The organism is Candidatus Borrelia undatumii, from assembly GCF_020882015.2.
GTDB lineage: Bacteria > Spirochaetota > Spirochaetia > Borreliales > Borreliaceae > Borrelia.
In genome coordinates this window covers 105796-125289 of sequence record NZ_CP086555.2, presented here as the reverse complement: position 1 = coordinate 125289, position 19494 = coordinate 105796, and the positions used below count along the sequence as shown (strand labels likewise).

Sequence of the window (19494 nt, the reverse complement as noted above, 5' to 3'; positions counted from 1 at the left end):
GTTGTTTTAAGAATGTAGTATGCGAAAAGGATTAACTTTTTGCCTTCTCTATTGTTCGGATTGTAATTGCATTTAGAGTAAGTTTATTTTTAGTGTAATCTATTTGCCCAAGTATTTCAACTGAGTCTTTAAAGTCGATGTCAATTTCAAAAGTTGTTTTTGCTGTGATTATACCCTCAAGAGCATTTTTGTTATATCCTACATAAAAATCAAAGTAAATTATGCCGTCTTTTCTCTCAATATTGTTTACAATTCCTTCCCATTTTACATACACATTTGAATAAATTAATGGTGTTTGTTTGATTTTTTTTAAGTCTAGATAGTCGTCAAATCTAATAAAATCTGGCCTTGAGATAAAACTAGCAAGATTTTTAGCTTTTAGTTTAATTGATTCTGATGCGTTTGAGTTTAGTATTTTGTTTATTTCAATTCTTGCAAAGTTATCTTTATTTTCTTTTAAGTGATTTTTTATTTTTTGAAATGAATTTTTAATTTCAGTTTCAGTCAGTATGAATACAAACTGCCCTTCATCATTTTCGATCTTTTCTTTGTTATTTATTTTAATATCGTCAATGTATGCTGCTATGTTGTTGACAACTTTTTTGTTTTTTGATTTTGACCCGAATTGCAATGTAATCGTTTCTTTGTAATTTATCAATAGAAATATTGCTAACAGCAATGAAACAACTCCCGCTGCTGTTAGTAATATCTCTGATTTAAACAAATTTTCCCTTTTTTTTGCTTTGATTTCTGGAAATAGCTTATCATATGTGTTTCTTTTGTTCAAAAATAGCGTTCCTTGAATTGGGTTTTTTCGGATAGTTTCCAAAGAAAGTTCTGAGCGTTTTTTATCTTGATTTTCTTCTATCATTTTAAGCCATATCCGGATGGCTTTATCTTCCTTACCTTGGGCTACTAATAATATTGCGATCGATTGCTTGACATCTGGTTCTGTTGGATTTAAAGTATAGGCTTTCTTCAGATATGTTTGGGCGTTTGATAAATTGCCTAATCTAAGGTAGGCCATTCCTAAAATATAATGATAAAAGTAGTAGTTCTTATACAAGAAAATTTCACTTTCTAAAAGCTTGACCACCTCGGAATATTTTTGGGAGTTGTAATAGTAAATAGACTTACCAATAATTTTATTAGGTTTCATAAAGTAGAATTTATCCTCATGGTTTTATTTTTAACGTTGTTACATGTAGATTTTATCTTAAAAAAATAATAAATAGAATATTGTGTTTTGTTTGAAAAAGTCAGGTTTGACTAAAGAATGATTAATGATATAATTTACACAGGTCCTTTTGAGATTTATTTAAATTTTAAAGTGGTAGGAATGTGTCATCGGAAAAAATCACGGAATTAATTAGGGAGATTTACTTAAACTTCAGGAAGGGTGACTTTAAAACGGCTTTGATAAAATCAGAAGAGGCACATTCTCTTGATTTTGATAATGTTGAGATTTTAACTGCTCTGAAGAGTTCTGTATATTGGAATGGACAGGTTGAAAGCCTTGACAGAATAGGCAAAGGCTACGAGAGAGCTGAGTTTTTAATCAGGGAGTGGAATAATTTTGCAAGAAAATATTTAAAGAAGATGGATTTTGACTTTCTTCAGGGGCGTAATTCGATTAAGTATTTTGTGTTTCAGTTATGCCTAGAGATATATAAGAATATATATAAATTACAACCAGAAAACTTGGACGTTTTAACAAAGATTGCCAAGTCTTACAAGGGGATGGGTAATTACGAGAAGGCTATAACCGTTTTTTTACAGATACTGGGGGATGCTAGGGAAAATTCAGATGTGGTGGCCGAGCTTGCCGATTCTTATGCTCTCATTGATGAGATTAAGGAAGCCAAGGTGTTATTTAGGGAAGCTTTTTTTATCAATCCTCAAAAGATAGATATAGATGCTCTTGAATCTGAGATGATACTTAAATTAATAGAAACTATTAAGGGTGAAAGAAATGTATCTGACACTCTTGTTAGAGAATGGGTGCCTGTTTATGGGACATTAAATGGTATTTTTAATATAAAAAGAGAATTAAGGCCTATTGAGCTTGGGCATTTGAAACAGTCTGTTTATAGTTTGCGCAATGAACTTAGAGCAAAATCTTATAGGTCAATAAACGAGAGCATATTGCTTCCAAGGCTTATTAATAAATATTTTTGGCTTATTGATCATTATGTGAGGATAAAAGAGGATCGGGCTCGGATTGATGAAATTTTATCTTACATTAAGGAAATAGATATAGGGATATATCAGCAGTATGTGAATTAGGTTTAATAAAATTGATATTGGGAGAGTTTGATGTCTAGTATTACTTTAGAAAAGTTAGATGATGTTTTGCAGGAAGATAAATGGACAAGGATAGTTGTTAGTAATTATTCCCTTGCCAAGATAAAGGAATTAGATGATTTAATAGAAAATATAATTTCTGAAAATTTGACAGAGGAGGCCTTAGATATTTGTGGTAAGCATTTAAAGGATGTGAAGAAGAGTGTTGCTGGTCTTTATGTTTCAGGCATGCTTATATATAGTAGAAGGCCTCTTAATGACATGAGTTTGCTTACAGTTGTGGATTTGTTTTCTCAAAATCTGAAGTGGTCCCTTGTTGAGCATATATGCAATAAAATGCTTTTAATTTCCGAAAATAAGCATGCGCTTTATACTCTTGCAAAGATATATGCTCAAAATAATGAGAACGAAAAGCTCCCAGATATTTGGACTCGTATCGTTGAGGCTGATGCTGATGATACTACTTTTGTAAGACAACTTGCTGTTTATTATGAAAATATTGATTTACAGAAATCTATATATTTTTTTAGGAAAGCTATTTATCGTTTTATTGAAAAAAAGCAGATGTCAGGTATCAGAGAAGTGTGGGCTAAGTTGACTCGATATGTGTCTGATGATTTTGATTCTTTTCTTCTCATACTGGCAAAGGTTGAAAAAGAACTTGGCTTTAGGAAGGTTGTAGTTCTTTATGAAGACTTATATGAGCATTATTCTGTAAGTGGAAATGTGGATGAGACAATAGAGATTTTGAAGGGAATTTTAAGGCTTGATAATAAAAATCAGAAAGCGAGAGAGAACTTAGTTGTTTTTTTAAGGGAGAAGTATAAAGATGTTAATAATATTGAAGAGTATCTTGAAAAGTCCGATATTGAAAATCTAGACAAGAATTTTATTGATGTTTACTCTGATTTTGAGAAGTATTTATTTTTTGCCAAGGGTAATTTTGTTTATCATCAAACTTGGTCTGTTGGAATAGTGAAGGATGTAAATGAACAAGGTATTGTGGTGGATTTTGTGTCCAAGCGGGGGCATTTTATTAGTTTTGATATGGCTATGTCTGCTTTGTCTCCTCTTGAAAAAGAAGATATACGAGTTTTAAAGGCTACTAGGCCTAGGGAAGAACTTATAGAAAATATTAAAAAAGATGTTGAATGGGCGTTAAGAGTAATCATTAAGAGCTATAAATCAATCGATCTTAAGGGCATAAAAAAGGAGCTTGTTCCAAGTTTAATGACTCAAAATGTTTGGAATGCTTGGAGTATTAAAGCTAAGCAAATTTTGAAGGATAACCCTCACTTTGTAATGGCAACTGGAAAGATTGATTATTATGTATATAACGAGAGAGCCTCTAATTTTAATGAAAAAGTTTATGACAAATTTAAAGTAGAGAAGGATTTTTATAAGAGATACGAAATTTTTGTGAACTATTGTAATGTTAGTGGTGTTGTGAGGAATTTACATGTTGAGGAGGAAATGCTTAATTATTTTTTGATTTATGTGAACAATTTTACAAAAGTTGATCATTATGTTATAAGTTCTTATATAATACTTAAATCTTTGGAAGATTCCGGGAGTGAGCTTGCTTTGAAGGTTAATATGGAGAAGGATATCAATTTGGATGTTCTTTTAAGGGAGTACTCGAAGGATATTGTTGATCTTTTTAATTCAATTTTGAATGCGGAAATCAGGAGGGAATTGGTATCTTTAATCAAAGAGGAACTGGCCAATTGGGTTGTTTACTACAAAAAGCTCTTTCCCTATGCTGTTAACAAAAAGTTGATCGATGCCCTTTATAAGGAAGATGTGGCAGAAACGGAGCAGCTTTTCAATTATATCATAAAGAATTATAAGGTGCACAAAGACGCTTATATTTGGATTTTAAAGCATCATGATTCTTATTCTCTTAACTTGGAGTATACTGATTCGGAACTGTTGATAAATTTGGTTAAGATTTTAGCAGATAGTGTTATTAAGATTAACAATAAAAGCAATTCTGTTGCCAATAAGAGAACCTACAAGATGGTGATTAATCTTTTGATTAAAGATGGGTACCTTGGCTCAGTTTTAAGTGAAGTTATGGATGAAGAGCTTGCTAAGAGGTTATATATGACTTGTTTTTATATCAAAGATTTTCCGCCGAAGGATCTCTTAGCCATTAAGACCGCAATAAGATCTGTGTTTCATGGTATTGGGTTTGAAGATGAAAAAATTCAAGTTTCAGGGGACAAGGTTGAGGTAGGGTTTTTAACTATTTTAAGTTCTTTAAATAAAAAACAAAAGGAATTGCAATATTTAAAGGATGTGGAGATTCCAGAGAATTCGAAGGAAATCGGAAAGGCTCGTGAACTTGGTGATTTGAAAGAAAACGCGGAGTATCACTCTGCGAAGGAGAGACAACAATTCTTAACAAAGAAATTAAATTCTCTTATGTTGGAAATAGATGTTGCTAAGGTGGTTGATACCAAGGAGCTCCAAAGTTCTGTCGTTGGATTTGGAACTAAGGTTACCATCCTTAATAAGGATACAAGGCATGAGGAATCTTATCTGATATTTGGACCTTGGGAATCAAAGCCGGACGAGGGCATTATTTCTTATAAATCTCCCTTTGGAGAGAAGTTGCTAGATGCTAGGGAAGGGGATGATCTTGATTTTGTGATAAACGATACTCATTTTAGGTATTTTGTTAAGAAAATAGAGGCGGCTGGAATAAATTAAAAGAGGGAAAATGTCGAAGTTAGAGGGTCGAAGAGGGAACGGTGTGAGTGATAGGCTGAATAAGGAGAAGGCTGTTGAACTTGCTAGAGTTCAGATAGAGAAAGATTTTGGGAAAGGGAGCCTTATTAAGATGGGGGAGTCTCCTGTGGGTAGGGGGATAGAGAGTATATCAAGCGGTTCTATTTTACTTGATGAGGCGATTGGTGTTGGGGGATACCCGAAGGGGAGGATAGTAGAGATATTTGGACCAGAATCTTCTGGTAAGACTACTTTGACTCTTCAGGCAATTGCTGAGGTTCAAAAGGGAGGCGGAATAGCGGCTTTTATTGATGCTGAGCATGCTCTTGATCCTGCTTATGCGAGGGCTTTGGGTGTAAACACTGATGAGCTTTGGCTTAGTCAGCCTGATACTGGGGAGCAGGCGCTTGAAATTGCTGAATATTTGATTAGAAGTGGAGGAGTTGATTTAATTGTTATTGATTCTGTTGCGGCTTTGACGCCTCAGGCGGAGATAGATGGAGAGATGGGGGATGCACATATTGGACTGCAAGCAAGATTGATGAGTAAGGCTTTAAGAAAAATTACGGGGATATTATCTAAATCTAACTCTTGTATTATGTTTATTAATCAAATAAGGATGAGAATAGGCGTTATGTTTGGCAATCCTGAGACTACTACAGGAGGAAATGCTTTAAAATTTTATTCTTCGCTTCGTCTTGAGGTTAGGAAAATTGAACAAGTTACGGGAAGCTCTTCGGATGATGTTGTTGGTAATAAGATAAGGGTCAAGGTTGTTAAGAATAAAGTTGCTCCTCCTTTTCGTAAGGTAGAGCTTGTTATCTATTTTGGGAAGGGTATTTCTCGTGAGGCTAGTATATTGGATGCTTCGGTTAGGTATAACTTAATACAAAAGACGGGTTCTTGGTATTCTATGGGAAATGATAAATTAGGGCAGGGCAGGGAAAGTGTTATCAATTATCTTATAAAAGAAAAAGAGCTTGCTAGTGAACTTGAAAGTAAGCTTAGAGAGATGATTTTTGGAAACTTTTGTGAAGCTGGGGGGTTAAACGTTGATCAGAATAGGGGGGTTAGTTTAGGTGAGGAAAGCGTTGAAAATAGAAGTTGAAGAACTCAGAGTTCATGTTTTTTTGGCAAGGAAAGGCTTAGGTTCAAGGAGGTTTTGCGAGGATCTCATTAAAAAAAAAATGTGAGGGTAAATGGCAGTCTTGCGAAGCTTGGAGATAAAGTGGTTTTGGGAGATAGTGTAGAGTGCAGGGGGCGTGTGTTTGTTTTTAGGGATCCCGAAATCGAAAGCAAGCTTTATGTAGCTCTTCATAAGCCCAGGGGTTATCTTTGTTCTAATTTTGATCCAGATGGTAGAAGATTGGCAGTGTCTTTGGTTCAGCCTTTGTTTAGGGAGAGGTTATTTTCAGTAGGTAGGCTTGATTTTAAAAGTTCTGGTCTTTTACTCTTCACTAATGATGGGCAGTTTGCAAATAGTATTGTTCATCCAAGGAGTGAGATAGAAAAGGAGTATGTTGTTGAATCAAAAAAGGGTATTGATGAGAATTTGCTTGTTGCTTTTAAGCGTGGGATAAGAATAAATGGGGAAGTTTTTCGTTTAAAATCTTACGTTATGCTTGACAAGAATGCCGCTAGATTGGTTTTGACGGAAGGTAGGAACAGGGAGATTCGGAAAGTTTTTTTAAGTAGAAATATCTTTTTAAAGGCCCTTCATAGAGTTAGGATAGGTAATATTAAGCTAAATGATTTAAAAGAGGGTCAAATTAAAGTTGTTTCTTTAGCTACGGTTAATAGATTAAAGGCTGAGCTTTTGGGGAAGGGAGTATTGAGTGATTATAGCAATTGATGGACCTTCGGCTTCAGGAAAAAGCTCAATTGCGAAAAAGTTGGGAATGAGGTTGGGGTTTAAGTTTATTAGTTCTGGTTATCTTTATAGAATAATAACTTTAATTGCGCAACAGTTTACCTTGAATGAATATGATTTGCTCAGTGAAAGTAAGATTTTGGAGCTTGTTTCTCAAAATAATATCAAATTTAACGGTTCTGAGTTTTTGCTTAATGATAAGAGCGTGGTCGATAATGTTTTTAATGAAAAGATAGATATGCAAGTTTCGCTTTATTCTTCTTATATAGGCGTTAGGCATGTTGTGAATAAAAAGTTGAGAGAAATAATCAAATTAGAGGATGGCGATTATATAATAGAGGGTAGGGATATTACTACTGTAGTCTTTTCAGAGGCAGACCTTAAGGTGTATTTGGATGCTTCGGTTAGTGTTCGTGCTTTAAGACGGTATGGGCAAAGAAATGGGAGTATGACTTTAAGTGAGTTGGAGCGTGCGCTGGAGAGACGGGATGAAATTGATAAGAACAAAGAGTATGGTAGTCTGAAATTGACTGGGGATGTTTTTTATATTGATACAAGTTATGAATGTTTAGAGGATGTGTGTGATAGCATCGTGAGAGCTTTGGACTTGAAAAAATGATATAGAGAGGTGAGTATGGAAAAGCAAGAAGATTTGCAAGAAAATTATCTGAGGGTTCTTGGAAGCGTAGATATTGGGAGTAATGTTTCTGGTGTTGTTGTAAATATCATGAAGGATTATGTGCTTGTAGATATTGGGTATAAATCTGAAGGTTTTATTAATATTGATGAGTTTGAGAATATTCCAAATATTGGAGATAGGATTGATGCTGTAGTTACGAGGATTGGAGGGGAGTTGGGTTTGATTCTTAGCGTAGAAAAGCTTAATTCTTTGAGTTTCCAAGATAATATTGATGAATATGTTGCGAATAGAAAAGTAATTAAGGGTAAGGTCTTGTTTGAGACATTGAGTGGATATAAGGTTCAGATTAATGATAACACTACTGGGTTTATGCCTTTTTATTTAAGCTCCAGAACCAAGGATGAAAAATTACAAAGAGGTTCTGTTATTGAGTTTTATATTGTTGAGGCGAATAAGGCTGATGGTTTGAGGCTTATTCTTGATAGACGAACTTTGGAGAAAGAACGAGAGATTGAGAAGAGGAAAGAGCTTGTTAGTTCTTATGAGGAGGGGGATATAGTCGATGGGGTTGTTGAGAAGATCATAGAATATGGAGCCATTATAAGGATTAAGGAATTTGTTTTGGGAATGTTGAATAAAAGAAATATCGCCTTTACTCGTGTCGAAAATATTGAAAATTTTATCCATGTTGGCGATAGGCTGAGGTTGAAAATCATCAAGATAAACTTGAAGACAGCGAAGATGGAATTGTCTCTTAAGGCTTTAAGGGCAAATCCTTGGGATTCTGTTGAATCTAGATATGCGGTTGAAAGTGTTGTTAAGGGAAGAGTTGTTAAAATATTGCCCTTTGGGGCTGTTGTTGAACTTGATAACGAGATATCGGGGTTTCTTCATGTAAGCAATTTTTCTTGGGTAAGGATGATAAAGAGCCCTCAGGAGGTGGTTAGGCTTGGACAAATTGTAGAAGTTAAGATTTTAGATATAGACAAAGAGAAACAAAGGATATCTTTGGGTATTAAACAAGTTAATGGGAATCCTTGGGACAACTTATCTGAAAGATTTTCTGTTGGAAAGGTTATACAGGGGGTTGTTAAGAATATAACAAAAACGGGCGCTTTTGTTAATATTGAAGAGGGCATAGATGCCTATATTAGTAAATATGACATTTCTTGGATAAATGACGTTAATCCTGAGGATTATTTTAAAGTGGGAAGTTCTATTAGCGGGAAAGTTATTGAGTTTGATGCAAGGAAACAGAATATCAAACTGGGAATTAAGCAGTTGGAGGAGAATCCTTGGGATGATTTTGCTAGGAGCTACAAGAAGGGTGATTCTCTTGAGGTGGAAGTTGTTGAGAAAAAATCTAAGGGCCTTCAGGTAAGAGTTTATAACGATATAATGGGGTTTATTAGTAAGATACAACTTGGAGATACAAAAGAATCTAGTATGGATATTTTTGATAATTTGAGTGTTGGAGATAAACTTAAGGTTATATTAACAAATATTGACTTTAAGAATAAATTGGTTTTACTTTCTTATAGAGAGTATAAGAGCCAGGAATCAAGGGAGGAAATTTCTTCTTATTTGTTTAAGGAAGATGATGATGAGTCTTATAAGCCGTTTGCAAATCTGTTAAAAAGGAATGCTGATGTTTAAAGGTAGGGTCTTTATAGGAATTCTTTTGATTATTGTTTTTGTGGGTATCGTAGTTGTTTTTTATATTTCTATGGATGTTGACTATGTTAAGACAGGAGGGGAAATAGTAGAGAAGCTTGAGGGTGATTTAAATCTTTATTTAAGGGGAAAAAGTGATGAGGAAAAGGGTAGAATAGAACTCAGAATAAAGGAATATATAGGTATGGTAGCAGATGTTTCACATGAGTTTTTTCCAAGATTTTATCTTGCAAGGTCTACTTATTATCAGAGCAAGGGGTTATACAGGGAAGCCCTTGATGATTTAGATATTGTGCTTAATTCAAAGTGGATTGAAAGAGAAATTGCTTACCTTAATAAGGCTGTGATTTATGAAAAAATGGGGCAAATGGAGGATGCTTTATTGGCATATGATAATCTTATTAAGAAAACAAAATTTGAGTTTATGAAGATCAAAGCTTTACTTGGTAAGGCGTTAATCTTTGAGGATAAAGATAAAGATGTGGCTGTGAGTGTATATGAGCAGATTTCTAATTTTTCTTATGAAAATAATTTGTATGTAAATATAGCCAAGAATAAGCTTTTGCAGCTTAAATGATTTGACTTTATTGCGAAATGAGTAAAGGTTTCGGTAGTTTATTAAGTTTTTTTTTGTTAGCTCTAGGGTGTGGCATCGAAGATATTGTTATAGTTGATTCTCCTGTTAAGGTTGATAGTAGGGCTTCTAGGGATACCCTTGCTTTTTTGTTGCCTCTTGGATATTTTAATAAGCCAAATACTTCCAGGATTAAGGGGTTTGATATATACTACAAGTTCTATCCTGAGGGATCGAATTACCATTCTGATAGCTTTACAAAGACGGTTCAAAGAGATTTTGACGCTTTGAAGGGAGTTTTTAATAATGTTTCTGAGTTTAATAATAGAGGATTTTATAAGATAAATTTAAATCATAGGCGTTTTTCAGGGAGACCGACTTTGAAACTAGATAAAAGTTGGGTTGATAAGAAGTTTCCTTTGTATTTTGAACTTAATTTTGAAGACTTAAGAAAGAGCACTCCTGGATCTGCCTTTATTAGTGTAAGGAAGGGTAGTGATTCTTCTGCGCCTCTTATTACCGATGCTATGACCATATATAGGTCCCACGTTGTTGATGGCTTATATTCTGAATTTTCTGAAGCCCTTAAGAAGAGTAATGTTTTAGATGTAGATAAGAGGCCAGTGGATCTTAAGCATATTAGCAATGATTTTTTTACAAGAGATGTTTCTCCTAAGTATAATCTAGTGATTTTCGTTATGGCTGTGGGTAATGTGATAGAAGATGATTTTTATGGTGTTATTCTAGACATAGGAAGTCTAGATAGTTTTAGATTGGAGACCTAGATAAGGCTTGTCATGATAACATTTTTCTTTCATTTGATTTTGACCAATATTGTTGTTTCTTTTTTGGTAAGTTTTTTTGTTGTCTTTTTCGGTGTGTTAAGATTTGGATTTTTATTGGTTTATTTTGTAAGTTTTTTGGGGAGCGTTCTGTTTTTATTTTTTATATCTTTTTTTTATTCCGACTATTATAATAGACAGATAGATTTTCTGTTTTATCTGTTTCCAATTATTGGTTCGGTAGTATTTGTATCTCTATTAAGGTTTTCTGAGAGGAATAAGAACGATTTATAGGGGAAGTAGTTGGCTATTGTAATATACTTGGGAGGAGTTTTTAAGAGCTTTAAAGAGTAATTTTTGTTTTATGTTAGTAAAATTTGATTAGGGTTTAGTGCATTTATCTTGCTGGGGGACTGACTGTTTTTACTATTTATGCCTAAATGAGGGGATCCAATTTCAAATGTTGTTTATCGTTGTGTATGGACTTAGGAGTTGGGTGCAATGGTCTTATCAATTGTTTTATTTTGTGCTATTCTTAACAGAGAAAAATAACATCCGCTATGTAAATAGTGAGTAAGAGAGAGGGATTTGGGAGGTTGTTTTGGCGGTTATTACTATGAAGAGTCTTTTAGAGGCCGGGGTTCATTTTGGGCATCAGGTAAAGAGGCTTGATCCGAGGATGAAAAGGTTTATCTTTTCTGAGAGGAATGAAATACATATTTTGGATTTACAAAAAACTTTGCAGGGGATTAAGGATTCTTATGAGCTTGTTCAGAATGTGGTAAAGAGTGGCAAGAAGGTATTGTTTGTTGGGACTAAAAAGCAAGCGAGTGAAATAATTGAACAGGAAGCCAAAAGGAGTGATATGCCTTATGTAAACAATAGGTGGCTTGGGGGTATGCTTTCAAACTTTAATACTATCAAAAAATCAGTTCAAAAGTTGAAAAAATTGGAAAAGATGGAAGTTGATGGGACTTTTGATATGATTAGCAAGAAAGAAGTTTCTCAGCTTAATCGTGAGAAGTTGAAATTAGCTAAGAATTTGACGGGGATTAAGGATATGGAGGAGCTTCCGGGTGCGGTTTTTATTATCGATCCAAGGAGAGAACAAATAGTTATTAATGAGGCGAGGAGTCTTGGCATTCCTATTATTTCAGTAGTTGATACAAATTGTAATCCAGATGTCATTGACTGCCCAATACCCGGTAATGATGATGCAATTCGTTCTGTTGCTTTATTCACTAAAGTCATATCTGATGCCATCCTTGAGAGCGATAAGGAGGTTGGGATTCAAATAGTTGAGAATTTGAATGAAGAGGACCTAATAAATGAGATTGAAGTTAAGGATGATGGCGAAAAAGAACTAAAAGAGTAGAAGGAGAGTAGTATGAGCATTAGCCCTCAAGAGGTAAAGAGGCTTAGGGATACAACTGGAGCTGGGTTTGGTGATTGTAAGAAAGCTTTGGAAGTTGCTGGTGGTGATTTTGAAGTGGCCAGGAAGAGGCTTAGAGAAATGGGAATTGCATCGGCTGTTAAGAGAAGTGATAGAGACGCCAGAGAGGGTCGTGTGTTTTCTTATAAAGATAGAGAGAGAGTGGGTCTTTTACTTATTTCATGTGAAACGGATTTTGTTGCTATGAATAGTGATTTTGTAGCTTTTGGGAATTCCTTAATAAAAAGATTGGTCGAGAGCGGGAAAGATTCTTTGGATGAAGAACAGGAAGATGGAATTAAGAATTTGGCAGCTACGATAAAAGAAAATATTCAGGTGAAGAAGATTTTTATTTCACATATTTCATCTAATGAACTTGTTAAGAATTATCTTCATGGTGAGCAGTCTAAAATAGGGGTGTTTGTTAAATTAAGGGTAGACGATGCCTCTAAAATAAGAGATGAAAGATTAAATTGCCTTGCAATGGATTTGGCTTTGCATGTGGCAGCTTTTTTTCCGCTTTATTTAAGTGTTGATGATATTTGTCCCGATTACGTTAAGGAACAAGAAGAGGTATTTATTAAGCAGATGGAAAGCAGTGGGAAGCCTGAAAGTATAGTCAAAGGGATCGTGGCTGGAAAAGTTAAGAAGCATTTGGGGGAGATTTCTCTTTTGGAACAGGGTTTTGTAAAGGACGATAAATTCACTGTTAGAGAAAAGGTTGGAGAGATTTCAAAGTTAATTTTAAGCAATATAGAGATAATTGATTTTAAATGTTTGCGTGTTGGATGAAAATTTGGTGTTGTTCTTTTAATTTTAAGGAGGCTTGGGTGGAGGAATATAAGGCTTTATTGGATGGAAAAATGAGTAAAGTTCTTTTGTCTCTTGAGAATGAGTATAAATCTTTGAGGACAGGCAGAGTTAGCAGTGTTCTTTTTGATAAAATACTGGTTGATTATTATGGGGAGAAGACTCCTTTAACTAGAGTTGCTAATGTTAGTATTCCAGAAGCAAGGCTTGTTGTAATCCAGCCTTGGGATAGGACTTTGTTGGGTAAGATAGAACAGGCCATACTTAATTCTGATCTTTCTATGAATCCTTCAAGCGATGGATCTGTACTTAGAATTAAAGTTCCTGCATTGACTGTTGAGAGGCGCAAGGAGATAGTGAAGCAAGCCAAAAAGATAGCTGAGGGGTACAAGGTTATGGTTAGAAATGTTAGGCAGGAGTTAAATAGTAGAGCAAGGAGCCAGGAAAAGGATTCTGAGATTACAGAAGATGATTTACGTCGAATTTTAGATGATTTACAAAAGGGTATCAATTCTTATATTAAGAAAATAGATGAAATTTTGGATTTAAAAACAAGAGAAATCATGGAAGTTTGAGTTTATGAACAGGGATTATCTTCCTTTACACGTTGGGATTATCATGGATGGCAATAGGAGGTGGGCTTTAAAAAAAGGTATTTCTGTATTTGAGGGATATCAGGAGGGTTTAAGGAGAGCTAGGGATATAGTTAGTCATTCTATTAAGTTGGGTATAAAATGTTTATCCCTTTACGTGTTCTCTACGGAAAACTGGAGTAGGGGAAAACGTGAAATAGATTACTTGATGTTTTTGATTGCCAGCTACTTGAAGTCTGAATTTGATTTTTATAGTGAAAATAGCATAAAAATAGTAGTTTCCGGGGAGGTTGAGACTTTAGAAAAGAAGGTAAGGGAATCTATTACTGATGCCGTTGATTTTACTAAAAATTTTAATGGACTTGTTTTAAATTTGGCCATTAATTATGGTGGTCGAAACGAAATAGTTAGGGCAGTTAGAAAGATCCTTAAGGGTGATTTGGGACTTGAGTCTTTGAGTGAAATTGAATTTGCAAGATTTTTAGATAATCCAGAGCTTCATGAACTTGATCTTTTAATACGTACGGGGGGGGAGATGAGGATAAGTAATTTTCTTTTATGGGGAGTTGCTTATTGTGAGTTTATTTTTTCCAATGTTTTGTGGCCAGAGTATTCCGTTTCTCTTTATGATAGAGATTTAAGGTGTTTTAAAAAAAGGAAAAGAAATTTTGGGAGATAAAAAAAATTTGTATGAACTTAAGTCTAAAAAATTGGCGTTCCTTAAGCGGCTTGGTACATTTTTATTTTTTGTGCCCCTGGTTCTGTTTTTAATATTTTTAGAGTTTAGAAATTATTTATTTATCAATATTTTAATCTTTATTTTCAGTGGGATTTCTGCAAAGGAAGTCAATGATTTACTTAAGGTTAAGTCTTCTTCTATTTCAAGTACATTGGCGTTCTTTTTAGGAATATCGCCCCCAGTTTTGACTTATGTACATTTTAATATTTTTGACCTAGGCATCAATATGATATTTTATTTAGTGATAATTTTGATTTTTAGCAATTGGATCGTTAATTTAGTGTTCATTAAGGAGCATGAAATTGTTAATTTTTTATCGCAGGCCACCTCGATAGTTTTTATTCTTATATATCCCGGTATGTTAGTTTCATTTATTGTTGCTATTACCACTTTACCAAAAGCTCCTATTCTTTTACTGATACTTTTTTCCATGGTGAGTGGTAATGATACCTTTGCCTACCTTTTTGGGTGCTTTTTAGGGAAAAATAGTTATAGACCCACGATTATTAGTCCCAATAAAACTATAATGGGATTTTTAGGTGGAATATTATTTTCTGTTCTTGTTGCAATAGTTGTAGTATTCGGGGGGTTTATAAATTTGACCTACGGAGAAGCCGTAATTTTTGGTGTTTTAATAGGATTTTTTACCATCGTTGGTGATTTATTTGAATCCGGGCTTAAGCGCAGCGCATCGGTTAAGGATTCTGGAAATATTATCCCTGGTAGAGGAGGTGCTCTTGATTCAATTGATTCGTTTCTTTTAGCAGGACCTATATTTTATTTGTGTCTATCATAAAAGTGTTAGGGGTAATTTATGTATATTTTGCTTGGTATTTTGGGTTTTACTTTAATAGTGTTCGTCCATGAGTTAGGTCATTTTTTATTTGCAAAGCTTTTTAAGGTTAAGGTTGAAGTTTTTTCTATTGGAATGGGTCCTAGCATTTTTAAGTTTAAAATGGGGGATACGGAATATAGATTTTCTCCGATTTTTTTGGGAGGATACTGTAGGCTTAAAGGATCTGAACATTTGGAGAATGAGCTTAAATTGAACAGGCAAATCGAAGCAGACAAAGATTCTATTTTCGGTATTTCTAATTTTAAGAGGATATTAATATATTTCGCTGGCCCTCTTTTTAATTTAATTCTGGCATTTATTATCTTTATTGCAACAGATATTATAGGAGTTACATCCTTTGATTATTCTAACAAAATAACCGTTGCAAGTCATGGTGCTTTGAGTAAATTTAAAGATGGAGATGTTATTTTAGGTGTTAATAAAAGCGATATAAATTATTTTTCCGATTTAAAGAGAGCTATTCCCATAGAAGAAGGCAGAACGACTTTCACAGTTTTGAGGGATAGTGAGAAAATTAGTTTTGAAGAACATTTGAATTTAGAAAAATTTTTCAATGAAATTAATCCTTGGGTAGATCTTGTTGTATCTAAAGTTGAACCAAATTCTCCAGCAGAAGTTGCAGGTATGAGTGAGAATGATAAAATAGTAAGTATCAATAATGTTGCTTTGAGTAATAATAAACAGCTACGTGATTTCGTTACGAATCTCAATTTTGATGATGTGGCAGAGATTAGATATGATAGAGGTGGAACAATTTTGACTTCAAAATTGGTATTTCAAGATACGAATAAACTTTTAGGGGTGTATTTCTTGCCTCGTTTAGAAAGATTGATTAGAGCAGATAATTTTGGGATTGCTGTTGCAAATTCTTTTAATAAAATTTTGGGTGTTTTGGGTAACATTCTGTATTCTATTTTTGACTTATTAATAAATTTTAAAAAAAACTTTAGGAATATTGTGGGCCCTGTCAGGGTTATTAGTATGCTTTCTGGTTCTTCTTCTCTTGGAGTGCTATACTGGCTTAATACCGTTGCCATTTTTAATTTGTTAGTTGCTGGTATGAATTTATTTCTTATTGTAATCCCAATATTTGATGGAGGTCAAATACTTATCAGCCTGGTTGAAATTTTACGTGGAAAAAGATTTAAGGCAAGATCCATTTACTATTTCTACAGCATCGGAGTTTTTTTGGTTTTGGGTCTTTTTATTCTGGGTCTTTTCAACGACTTAAGCATTGCCTTAAGATAAACTTAATCAGCAGGTAGTACGTGGTTTAACATGAACCAGAAGTGGGAAAAGGAAGCTAGCAGGATCAGGATGTGAAAAGCATCATGTATTCTCATACCCACCATTGGATCAAATTTTTTACTTATTGCATATACGATTCCTCCTGTTGTGTAAAGAACACCCCCTAGTACCAGCCATAGAAATCCTTTTGGAGGAAGGGTATTGTAAATAAAATCGATACCAAACACGATCGCCCACCCCATGAGTATGAATATTAGACCATTAAACCAGCCGGGACTGTTTACGTATATCAATTTAAAGACGATTCCTAAAATGGCAATTACCCAAACAGTTAAAAGAATTATTTTTCCATAAACATTTGGCATAAGAATTAAACAGGGTGGAGTATAGGTGCCAGCTATCAACATAAATATGGAGATATGATCAAGTTTCCTAAATATCTTTTTTATCTTGCTCCCCTTCATAGAGATGTGGTAAAAAGTGCTCATTGTGTATAGCAGTATCATTGAAAATCCATAAACAAGAAATACCACTGCATGAAATTGTTTTTTTGCAGAAATAGATAGGGTAATGAGGATGGTGGTACCCACCACAGATAAGATGACTCCAAATAGGTGAGACACTGCACTGAATAATTCGTTTTGGGGTACCTGATACACGTACGATCCTCGCTCCTTGTCTTTAAGAAACATAAAATCACCTCCCACTTTTGCCTTTTTGTAAACGTAAACCTTCCCCCATGCAGTATTATTAATTCAAAAAGACCATAATTCAAGCAAGTACAGGAAATAATTGTACAGTTTTAGTCTGAGGGTAGAGGTGGGGGTAAATTAAGTTAACTATTCATTGTTTAATTTCCTTCTCAAATTTGAAAAAAAGTTATATAATGCTACTTTGAGTTTTTGGATGGAGAGGAGCGAAGTGATAAATTTTTTAAGAGTGCTTAGGTTTGCAAAGATTCAGAAGTTTGCAAGTGCGATAAATTTGCCAATTTCCGTTTTGCCAGTTTCTTGTTTAATGTTGGGTATTGGGTCAGTGATGTCAAATCCTTCTAGTTTGGTTTACATTGACAACATTGTTTTGCAGGGCGTGTTAGGTCTTATGAAGACCGCAGGCAATATTATTATCTTAAATATTCCGTTACTACTTGTCGTAGGAATTGCTGTGGGAGTTGCGAGAGCTCAAAAGGGTCCTGCTGCTCTTTCAGCACTTGTTGGGTATTTGATTTTTAATGTTACTGGGAATTATTTTCTTGGTGTATTTTCAGAACTTGTTGAACCTGGTTTGATGTCTTCTATCGGCCAAATCAATTTTCTTGGCATTCAAACTTTGAATACGGGTGTCGTTGGCTCTCTGTTAGTCGGGCTTTTAGTTGGATATTTACATAACAGATTTTGTGGGACTAAATTGCCGATGCCTTTTAGTTTTTTTTCGGGGGTTAGGTTTGTTCCCGTGGTAGTTTACCCCTTTTGTATTTTTTTAGGGATAGTGTTTTCTTTGATTTGGCCGAATCTTGATGAGGTAATTACTTCTTTCGGGGTTTTTATTTCTAGGTTTGATTATTTTGGTAGTTTTCTCTATGGTGTTTTAAATAGAATATTTATTCCTTTGGGACTTCACACTATTCTTTCATTTCCTTTTAATTTTACTTCTTTGGGTGGGACTGAGCTTATTAATGGGCAATCGGTCGGCGGTATTAAAAATATATTCTATGCGCAGTTGTCCGATCCACAACTTACTAAATTCTATCCGGGTATTGCTAGATATTGGGGTGGGTTTTACCTTTCCATTATGTTTGGTTTGCCTGGAGCAGCTTTTGGTGTTTACAAGGGAATTATTTATGAGGAGAAGAGTAAAATCTCGTCTCTCCTTTTTTCAGGGGCGCTTACAGCCTTTCTTATGGGAATTACAGAGCCTTTAGAGTTCTTATTTGTTTTTACCGCACCTTTGCTCTACTTTGTGCATTCCATTTACACAGGACTTGCTTTATTGATTGCCAATTTTTTTGGCATTGCAATTGGAGCCACATTTTCTACTGGGTTTTTCGACTTCTTTATGTTTGGAATATTGCAAGGGCACGATAAGACAAATTGGATTTATGCATTGCCCCTAGGGTTTGCATTTTTTTTGCTGTACTACTTTACCTTTAAGTGGCTTTATAATTATTTTGATTTTCAGATTTTCGGTGTTGACGAGCCATTTTTTGGAGGAAACGAGGGGAAAGTTGAGGGAATTGGAGTGGCACATCTTGTAGTTCAAGGACTTGGGGGTCTTGATAATATACAAGAGTTTGATGTCGTGTCAACGGATTTAAGATTCACGGTGTTTAGCCCTGAACTCGTTTCTCACGATTTACTGAAGGAAACAGGAGCTTTGGACGTTGTTGCGAGTGGAAATGCGATTAGAATTACTTATGGAACTCATGTTTATTACATAAGGCAAGCGCTTGAGAATTATTCTCCCAGAAAGCTTTTTAAAGCCAGTGTTGTTGCTGCGTCTGATCATGTGAAACAGGGGATTAAAGCATATGTTGAAATGAAGGAGGATGACAAGCTTGAAAAGAGAGGCAAAACAGGAAAGCGTTATAGGCTTACTAAAGAAGATGATGAGTAGGAACAGTAAACTTAACTAAAGTTTTTGGTTTGTCAAAAAGCCCTTAGCAAGGATGATGGATGTAGGTCTTCTGGTTGCTTTGGGTGTGGGTGGTTTTCTTGAAAGGGTTTTCCGATATTGAAAAAAGTTAGACACTCTTATATACTACTTAAATGACCTTTGCCACAGGCTTGTGGGGTTTGTGGTGCGTTAAAGACCATAAGGAGTTAGAATGATAAGAAAATATGAGTCTTGCTTTTTGTTTAGGAGTGAAGAGCTTGAGTATAAGGAGGCCTTGGAGGAAGTTCGTAGACAATTGGTGGCTTTTAATGCTAGTGATATTGTTGAAAGTTCTCTTGGAGAGAGGTCTTTGGAGTACCCTATTAAGAAACAGAAGCGTGGTAGGTATGAGATAATAGAGTTTAAAATGGACGGTGATAATTTAGGGGAATTTGAAGCACAGTTGAAGCTTATTAAAAATTTGTTAAGGTATATGATTCTTATTAAGGTTAATAAAAAGATTAATACCAGGAAGGTTAAGAGAAAGGGTTTTAGGGAGTTTAAAGATAATAGGGAGTTTAAGGATAGTAGGGAGAAGGAGTTATCAGAGGCCGGTGCTGGTGCCGATGTTAAGGAAAATTAAGGGA

18 protein-coding genes and 1 pseudogene are annotated in these 19494 nt (G+C 34.7%); 17 read left to right on the top strand and 2 right to left on the bottom strand.

The window, feature by feature from the left end; all coding sequences use genetic code 11:
* Positions 1–31: 31 nt before the first annotated feature.
* Positions 32–1159, bottom strand: a complete 1128-nt coding sequence (locus LKV13_RS00650; protein ID WP_229088639.1) for a tetratricopeptide repeat protein — start codon at positions 1157–1159, stop codon at positions 32–34.
* A 182-nt stretch (positions 1160–1341) separates the two neighbouring features.
* Between LKV13_RS00650 and LKV13_RS00645 the strand changes: the two genes are divergently transcribed.
* The 15 genes and pseudogenes from LKV13_RS00645 to rseP all read left to right on the top strand — a co-directional run bounded on the left by LKV13_RS00645 (position 1342) and on the right by rseP (position 16255).
* Entirely contained in the window at positions 1342–2286 is a 945-nt protein-coding gene (locus LKV13_RS00645; RefSeq protein WP_229088638.1) for a tetratricopeptide repeat protein, read from the top strand.
* Between the two features lie 30 nt (positions 2287–2316).
* Positions 2317–5019: a transcription elongation factor GreA gene (gene greA, locus LKV13_RS00640; protein WP_229088636.1), complete on the top strand. Its 2703-nt coding sequence runs from the start codon at positions 2317–2319 to the stop codon at positions 5017–5019.
* Between the two features lie 10 nt (positions 5020–5029).
* Positions 5030–6145 carry a recombinase RecA gene (recA, locus tag LKV13_RS00635; protein WP_306701176.1) on the top strand — a complete coding sequence of 372 codons (1116 nt, stop codon included), beginning with the start codon at positions 5030–5032 and terminating at the stop codon, positions 6143–6145.
* Positions 6135–6889, top strand: a pseudogene (locus tag LKV13_RS00630) (pseudouridine synthase). The gene recA and the pseudogene LKV13_RS00630 overlap by 11 nt, the downstream one beginning before the upstream one ends.
* Positions 6873–7526, top strand: a complete 654-nt coding sequence (gene cmk, locus LKV13_RS00625) for a (d)CMP kinase (protein ID WP_229088630.1) — start codon at positions 6873–6875, stop codon at positions 7524–7526. The pseudogene LKV13_RS00630 and the gene cmk overlap by 17 nt, the downstream one beginning before the upstream one ends.
* Before the next feature lie 15 nt (positions 7527–7541).
* Positions 7542–9203 (top strand): 30S ribosomal protein S1, encoded by a 1662-nt coding sequence (locus LKV13_RS00620; RefSeq protein ID WP_229088628.1) that lies wholly within the window; start codon positions 7542–7544, stop codon positions 9201–9203.
* The gene (locus LKV13_RS00615; protein ID WP_229088627.1) at positions 9196–9798 is read left to right on the top strand and encodes a tetratricopeptide repeat protein; all 603 of its coding nucleotides are present in this window, start codon (positions 9196–9198) and stop codon (positions 9796–9798) included. The genes LKV13_RS00620 and LKV13_RS00615 overlap by 8 nt, the downstream gene beginning before the upstream one ends.
* Positions 9799–9815: 17 nt before the next feature.
* Positions 9816–10580, top strand: a complete 765-nt coding sequence (locus LKV13_RS00610; RefSeq protein WP_229088626.1) for a hypothetical protein — start codon at positions 9816–9818, stop codon at positions 10578–10580.
* Positions 10581–10592: 12 nt separating this feature from the next.
* Positions 10593–10871, top strand: coding sequence for a hypothetical protein (locus LKV13_RS00605; RefSeq protein WP_229088624.1), 279 nt, complete (start codon positions 10593–10595; stop codon positions 10869–10871).
* Between the two features lie 307 nt (positions 10872–11178).
* Positions 11179–11952 carry a 30S ribosomal protein S2 gene (rpsB, locus tag LKV13_RS00600; protein WP_229088623.1) on the top strand — a complete coding sequence of 258 codons (774 nt, stop codon included), beginning with the start codon at positions 11179–11181 and terminating at the stop codon, positions 11950–11952.
* A 12-nt stretch (positions 11953–11964) separates the two neighbouring features.
* Positions 11965–12801: a translation elongation factor Ts gene (tsf, locus tag LKV13_RS00595; RefSeq protein WP_229088622.1), complete on the top strand. Its 837-nt coding sequence runs from the start codon at positions 11965–11967 to the stop codon at positions 12799–12801.
* Positions 12802–12839: 38 nt separating this feature from the next.
* On the top strand, positions 12840–13394 hold the full coding sequence (gene frr, locus LKV13_RS00590) for a ribosome recycling factor (RefSeq protein ID WP_229088621.1): 555 nt from the start codon (positions 12840–12842) through the stop codon (positions 13392–13394).
* 4 nt (positions 13395–13398) lie between these two features.
* The gene (uppS, locus tag LKV13_RS00585; protein ID WP_229088616.1) at positions 13399–14091 is read left to right on the top strand and encodes a polyprenyl diphosphate synthase; all 693 of its coding nucleotides are present in this window, start codon (positions 13399–13401) and stop codon (positions 14089–14091) included.
* A 7-nt stretch (positions 14092–14098) separates the two neighbouring features.
* Positions 14099–14947: a phosphatidate cytidylyltransferase gene (locus LKV13_RS00580; protein ID WP_229089653.1), complete on the top strand. Its 849-nt coding sequence runs from the start codon at positions 14099–14101 to the stop codon at positions 14945–14947.
* 18 nt (positions 14948–14965) lie between these two features.
* A complete protein-coding gene (gene rseP / locus LKV13_RS00575; protein WP_229088614.1) occupies positions 14966–16255 on the top strand; it encodes an RIP metalloprotease RseP in 1290 nt (429 codons plus the stop codon).
* A gap of 2 nt (positions 16256–16257) precedes the next feature.
* Here rseP and trhA read toward each other — a convergent pair whose 3' ends face one another.
* Positions 16258–16947 carry a PAQR family membrane homeostasis protein TrhA gene (trhA, locus tag LKV13_RS00570; protein WP_229088612.1) on the bottom strand — a complete coding sequence of 230 codons (690 nt, stop codon included), beginning with the start codon at positions 16945–16947 and terminating at the stop codon, positions 16258–16260.
* Positions 16948–17176: 229 nt separating this feature from the next.
* Here trhA and LKV13_RS00565 point away from each other — a divergent pair, with 229 nt between their 5' ends.
* Together LKV13_RS00565 and rpsF are read left to right on the top strand one after the other, a co-directional pair.
* Positions 17177–18868, top strand: coding sequence for a PTS transporter subunit EIIC (locus tag LKV13_RS00565; protein ID WP_229088610.1), 1692 nt, complete (start codon positions 17177–17179; stop codon positions 18866–18868).
* A gap of 211 nt (positions 18869–19079) precedes the next feature.
* A complete protein-coding gene (gene rpsF / locus LKV13_RS00560; RefSeq protein WP_229088608.1) occupies positions 19080–19490 on the top strand; it encodes a 30S ribosomal protein S6 in 411 nt (136 codons plus the stop codon).
* Positions 19491–19494 lie beyond the last annotated feature (4 nt).

Bases quoted from the DNA above. Each gene is read 5' to 3' on its own strand.
- LKV13_RS00650 (WP_229088639.1), bottom strand. From the start codon at position 1,159: ATGAAACCTAATAAAATTATTGGTAAGTCTATTTACTATTACAACTCC.
- greA (WP_229088636.1), top strand. From the start codon at position 2,317: ATGTCTAGTATTACTTTAGAAAAGTTAGATGATGTTTTGCAGGAAGAT.
- recA (WP_306701176.1), top strand. From the start codon at position 5,030: ATGTCGAAGTTAGAGGGTCGAAGAGGGAACGGTGTGAGTGATAGGCTG.
- LKV13_RS00620 (WP_229088628.1), top strand. From the start codon at position 7,542: ATGGAAAAGCAAGAAGATTTGCAAGAAAATTATCTGAGGGTTCTTGGA.
- LKV13_RS00615 (WP_229088627.1), top strand. From the start codon at position 9,196: ATGTTTAAAGGTAGGGTCTTTATAGGAATTCTTTTGATTATTGTTTTT.
- LKV13_RS00610 (WP_229088626.1), top strand. From the start codon at position 9,816: ATGAGTAAAGGTTTCGGTAGTTTATTAAGTTTTTTTTTGTTAGCTCTA.
- LKV13_RS00605 (WP_229088624.1), top strand. From the start codon at position 10,593: ATGATAACATTTTTCTTTCATTTGATTTTGACCAATATTGTTGTTTCT.
- tsf (WP_229088622.1), top strand. From the start codon at position 11,965: ATGAGCATTAGCCCTCAAGAGGTAAAGAGGCTTAGGGATACAACTGGA.
- uppS (WP_229088616.1), top strand. From the start codon at position 13,399: ATGAACAGGGATTATCTTCCTTTACACGTTGGGATTATCATGGATGGC.
- rseP (WP_229088614.1), top strand. From the start codon at position 14,966: ATGTATATTTTGCTTGGTATTTTGGGTTTTACTTTAATAGTGTTCGTC.
- trhA (WP_229088612.1), bottom strand. From the start codon at position 16,947: ATGTTTCTTAAAGACAAGGAGCGAGGATCGTACGTGTATCAGGTACCC.
- rpsF (WP_229088608.1), top strand. From the start codon at position 19,080: ATGATAAGAAAATATGAGTCTTGCTTTTTGTTTAGGAGTGAAGAGCTT.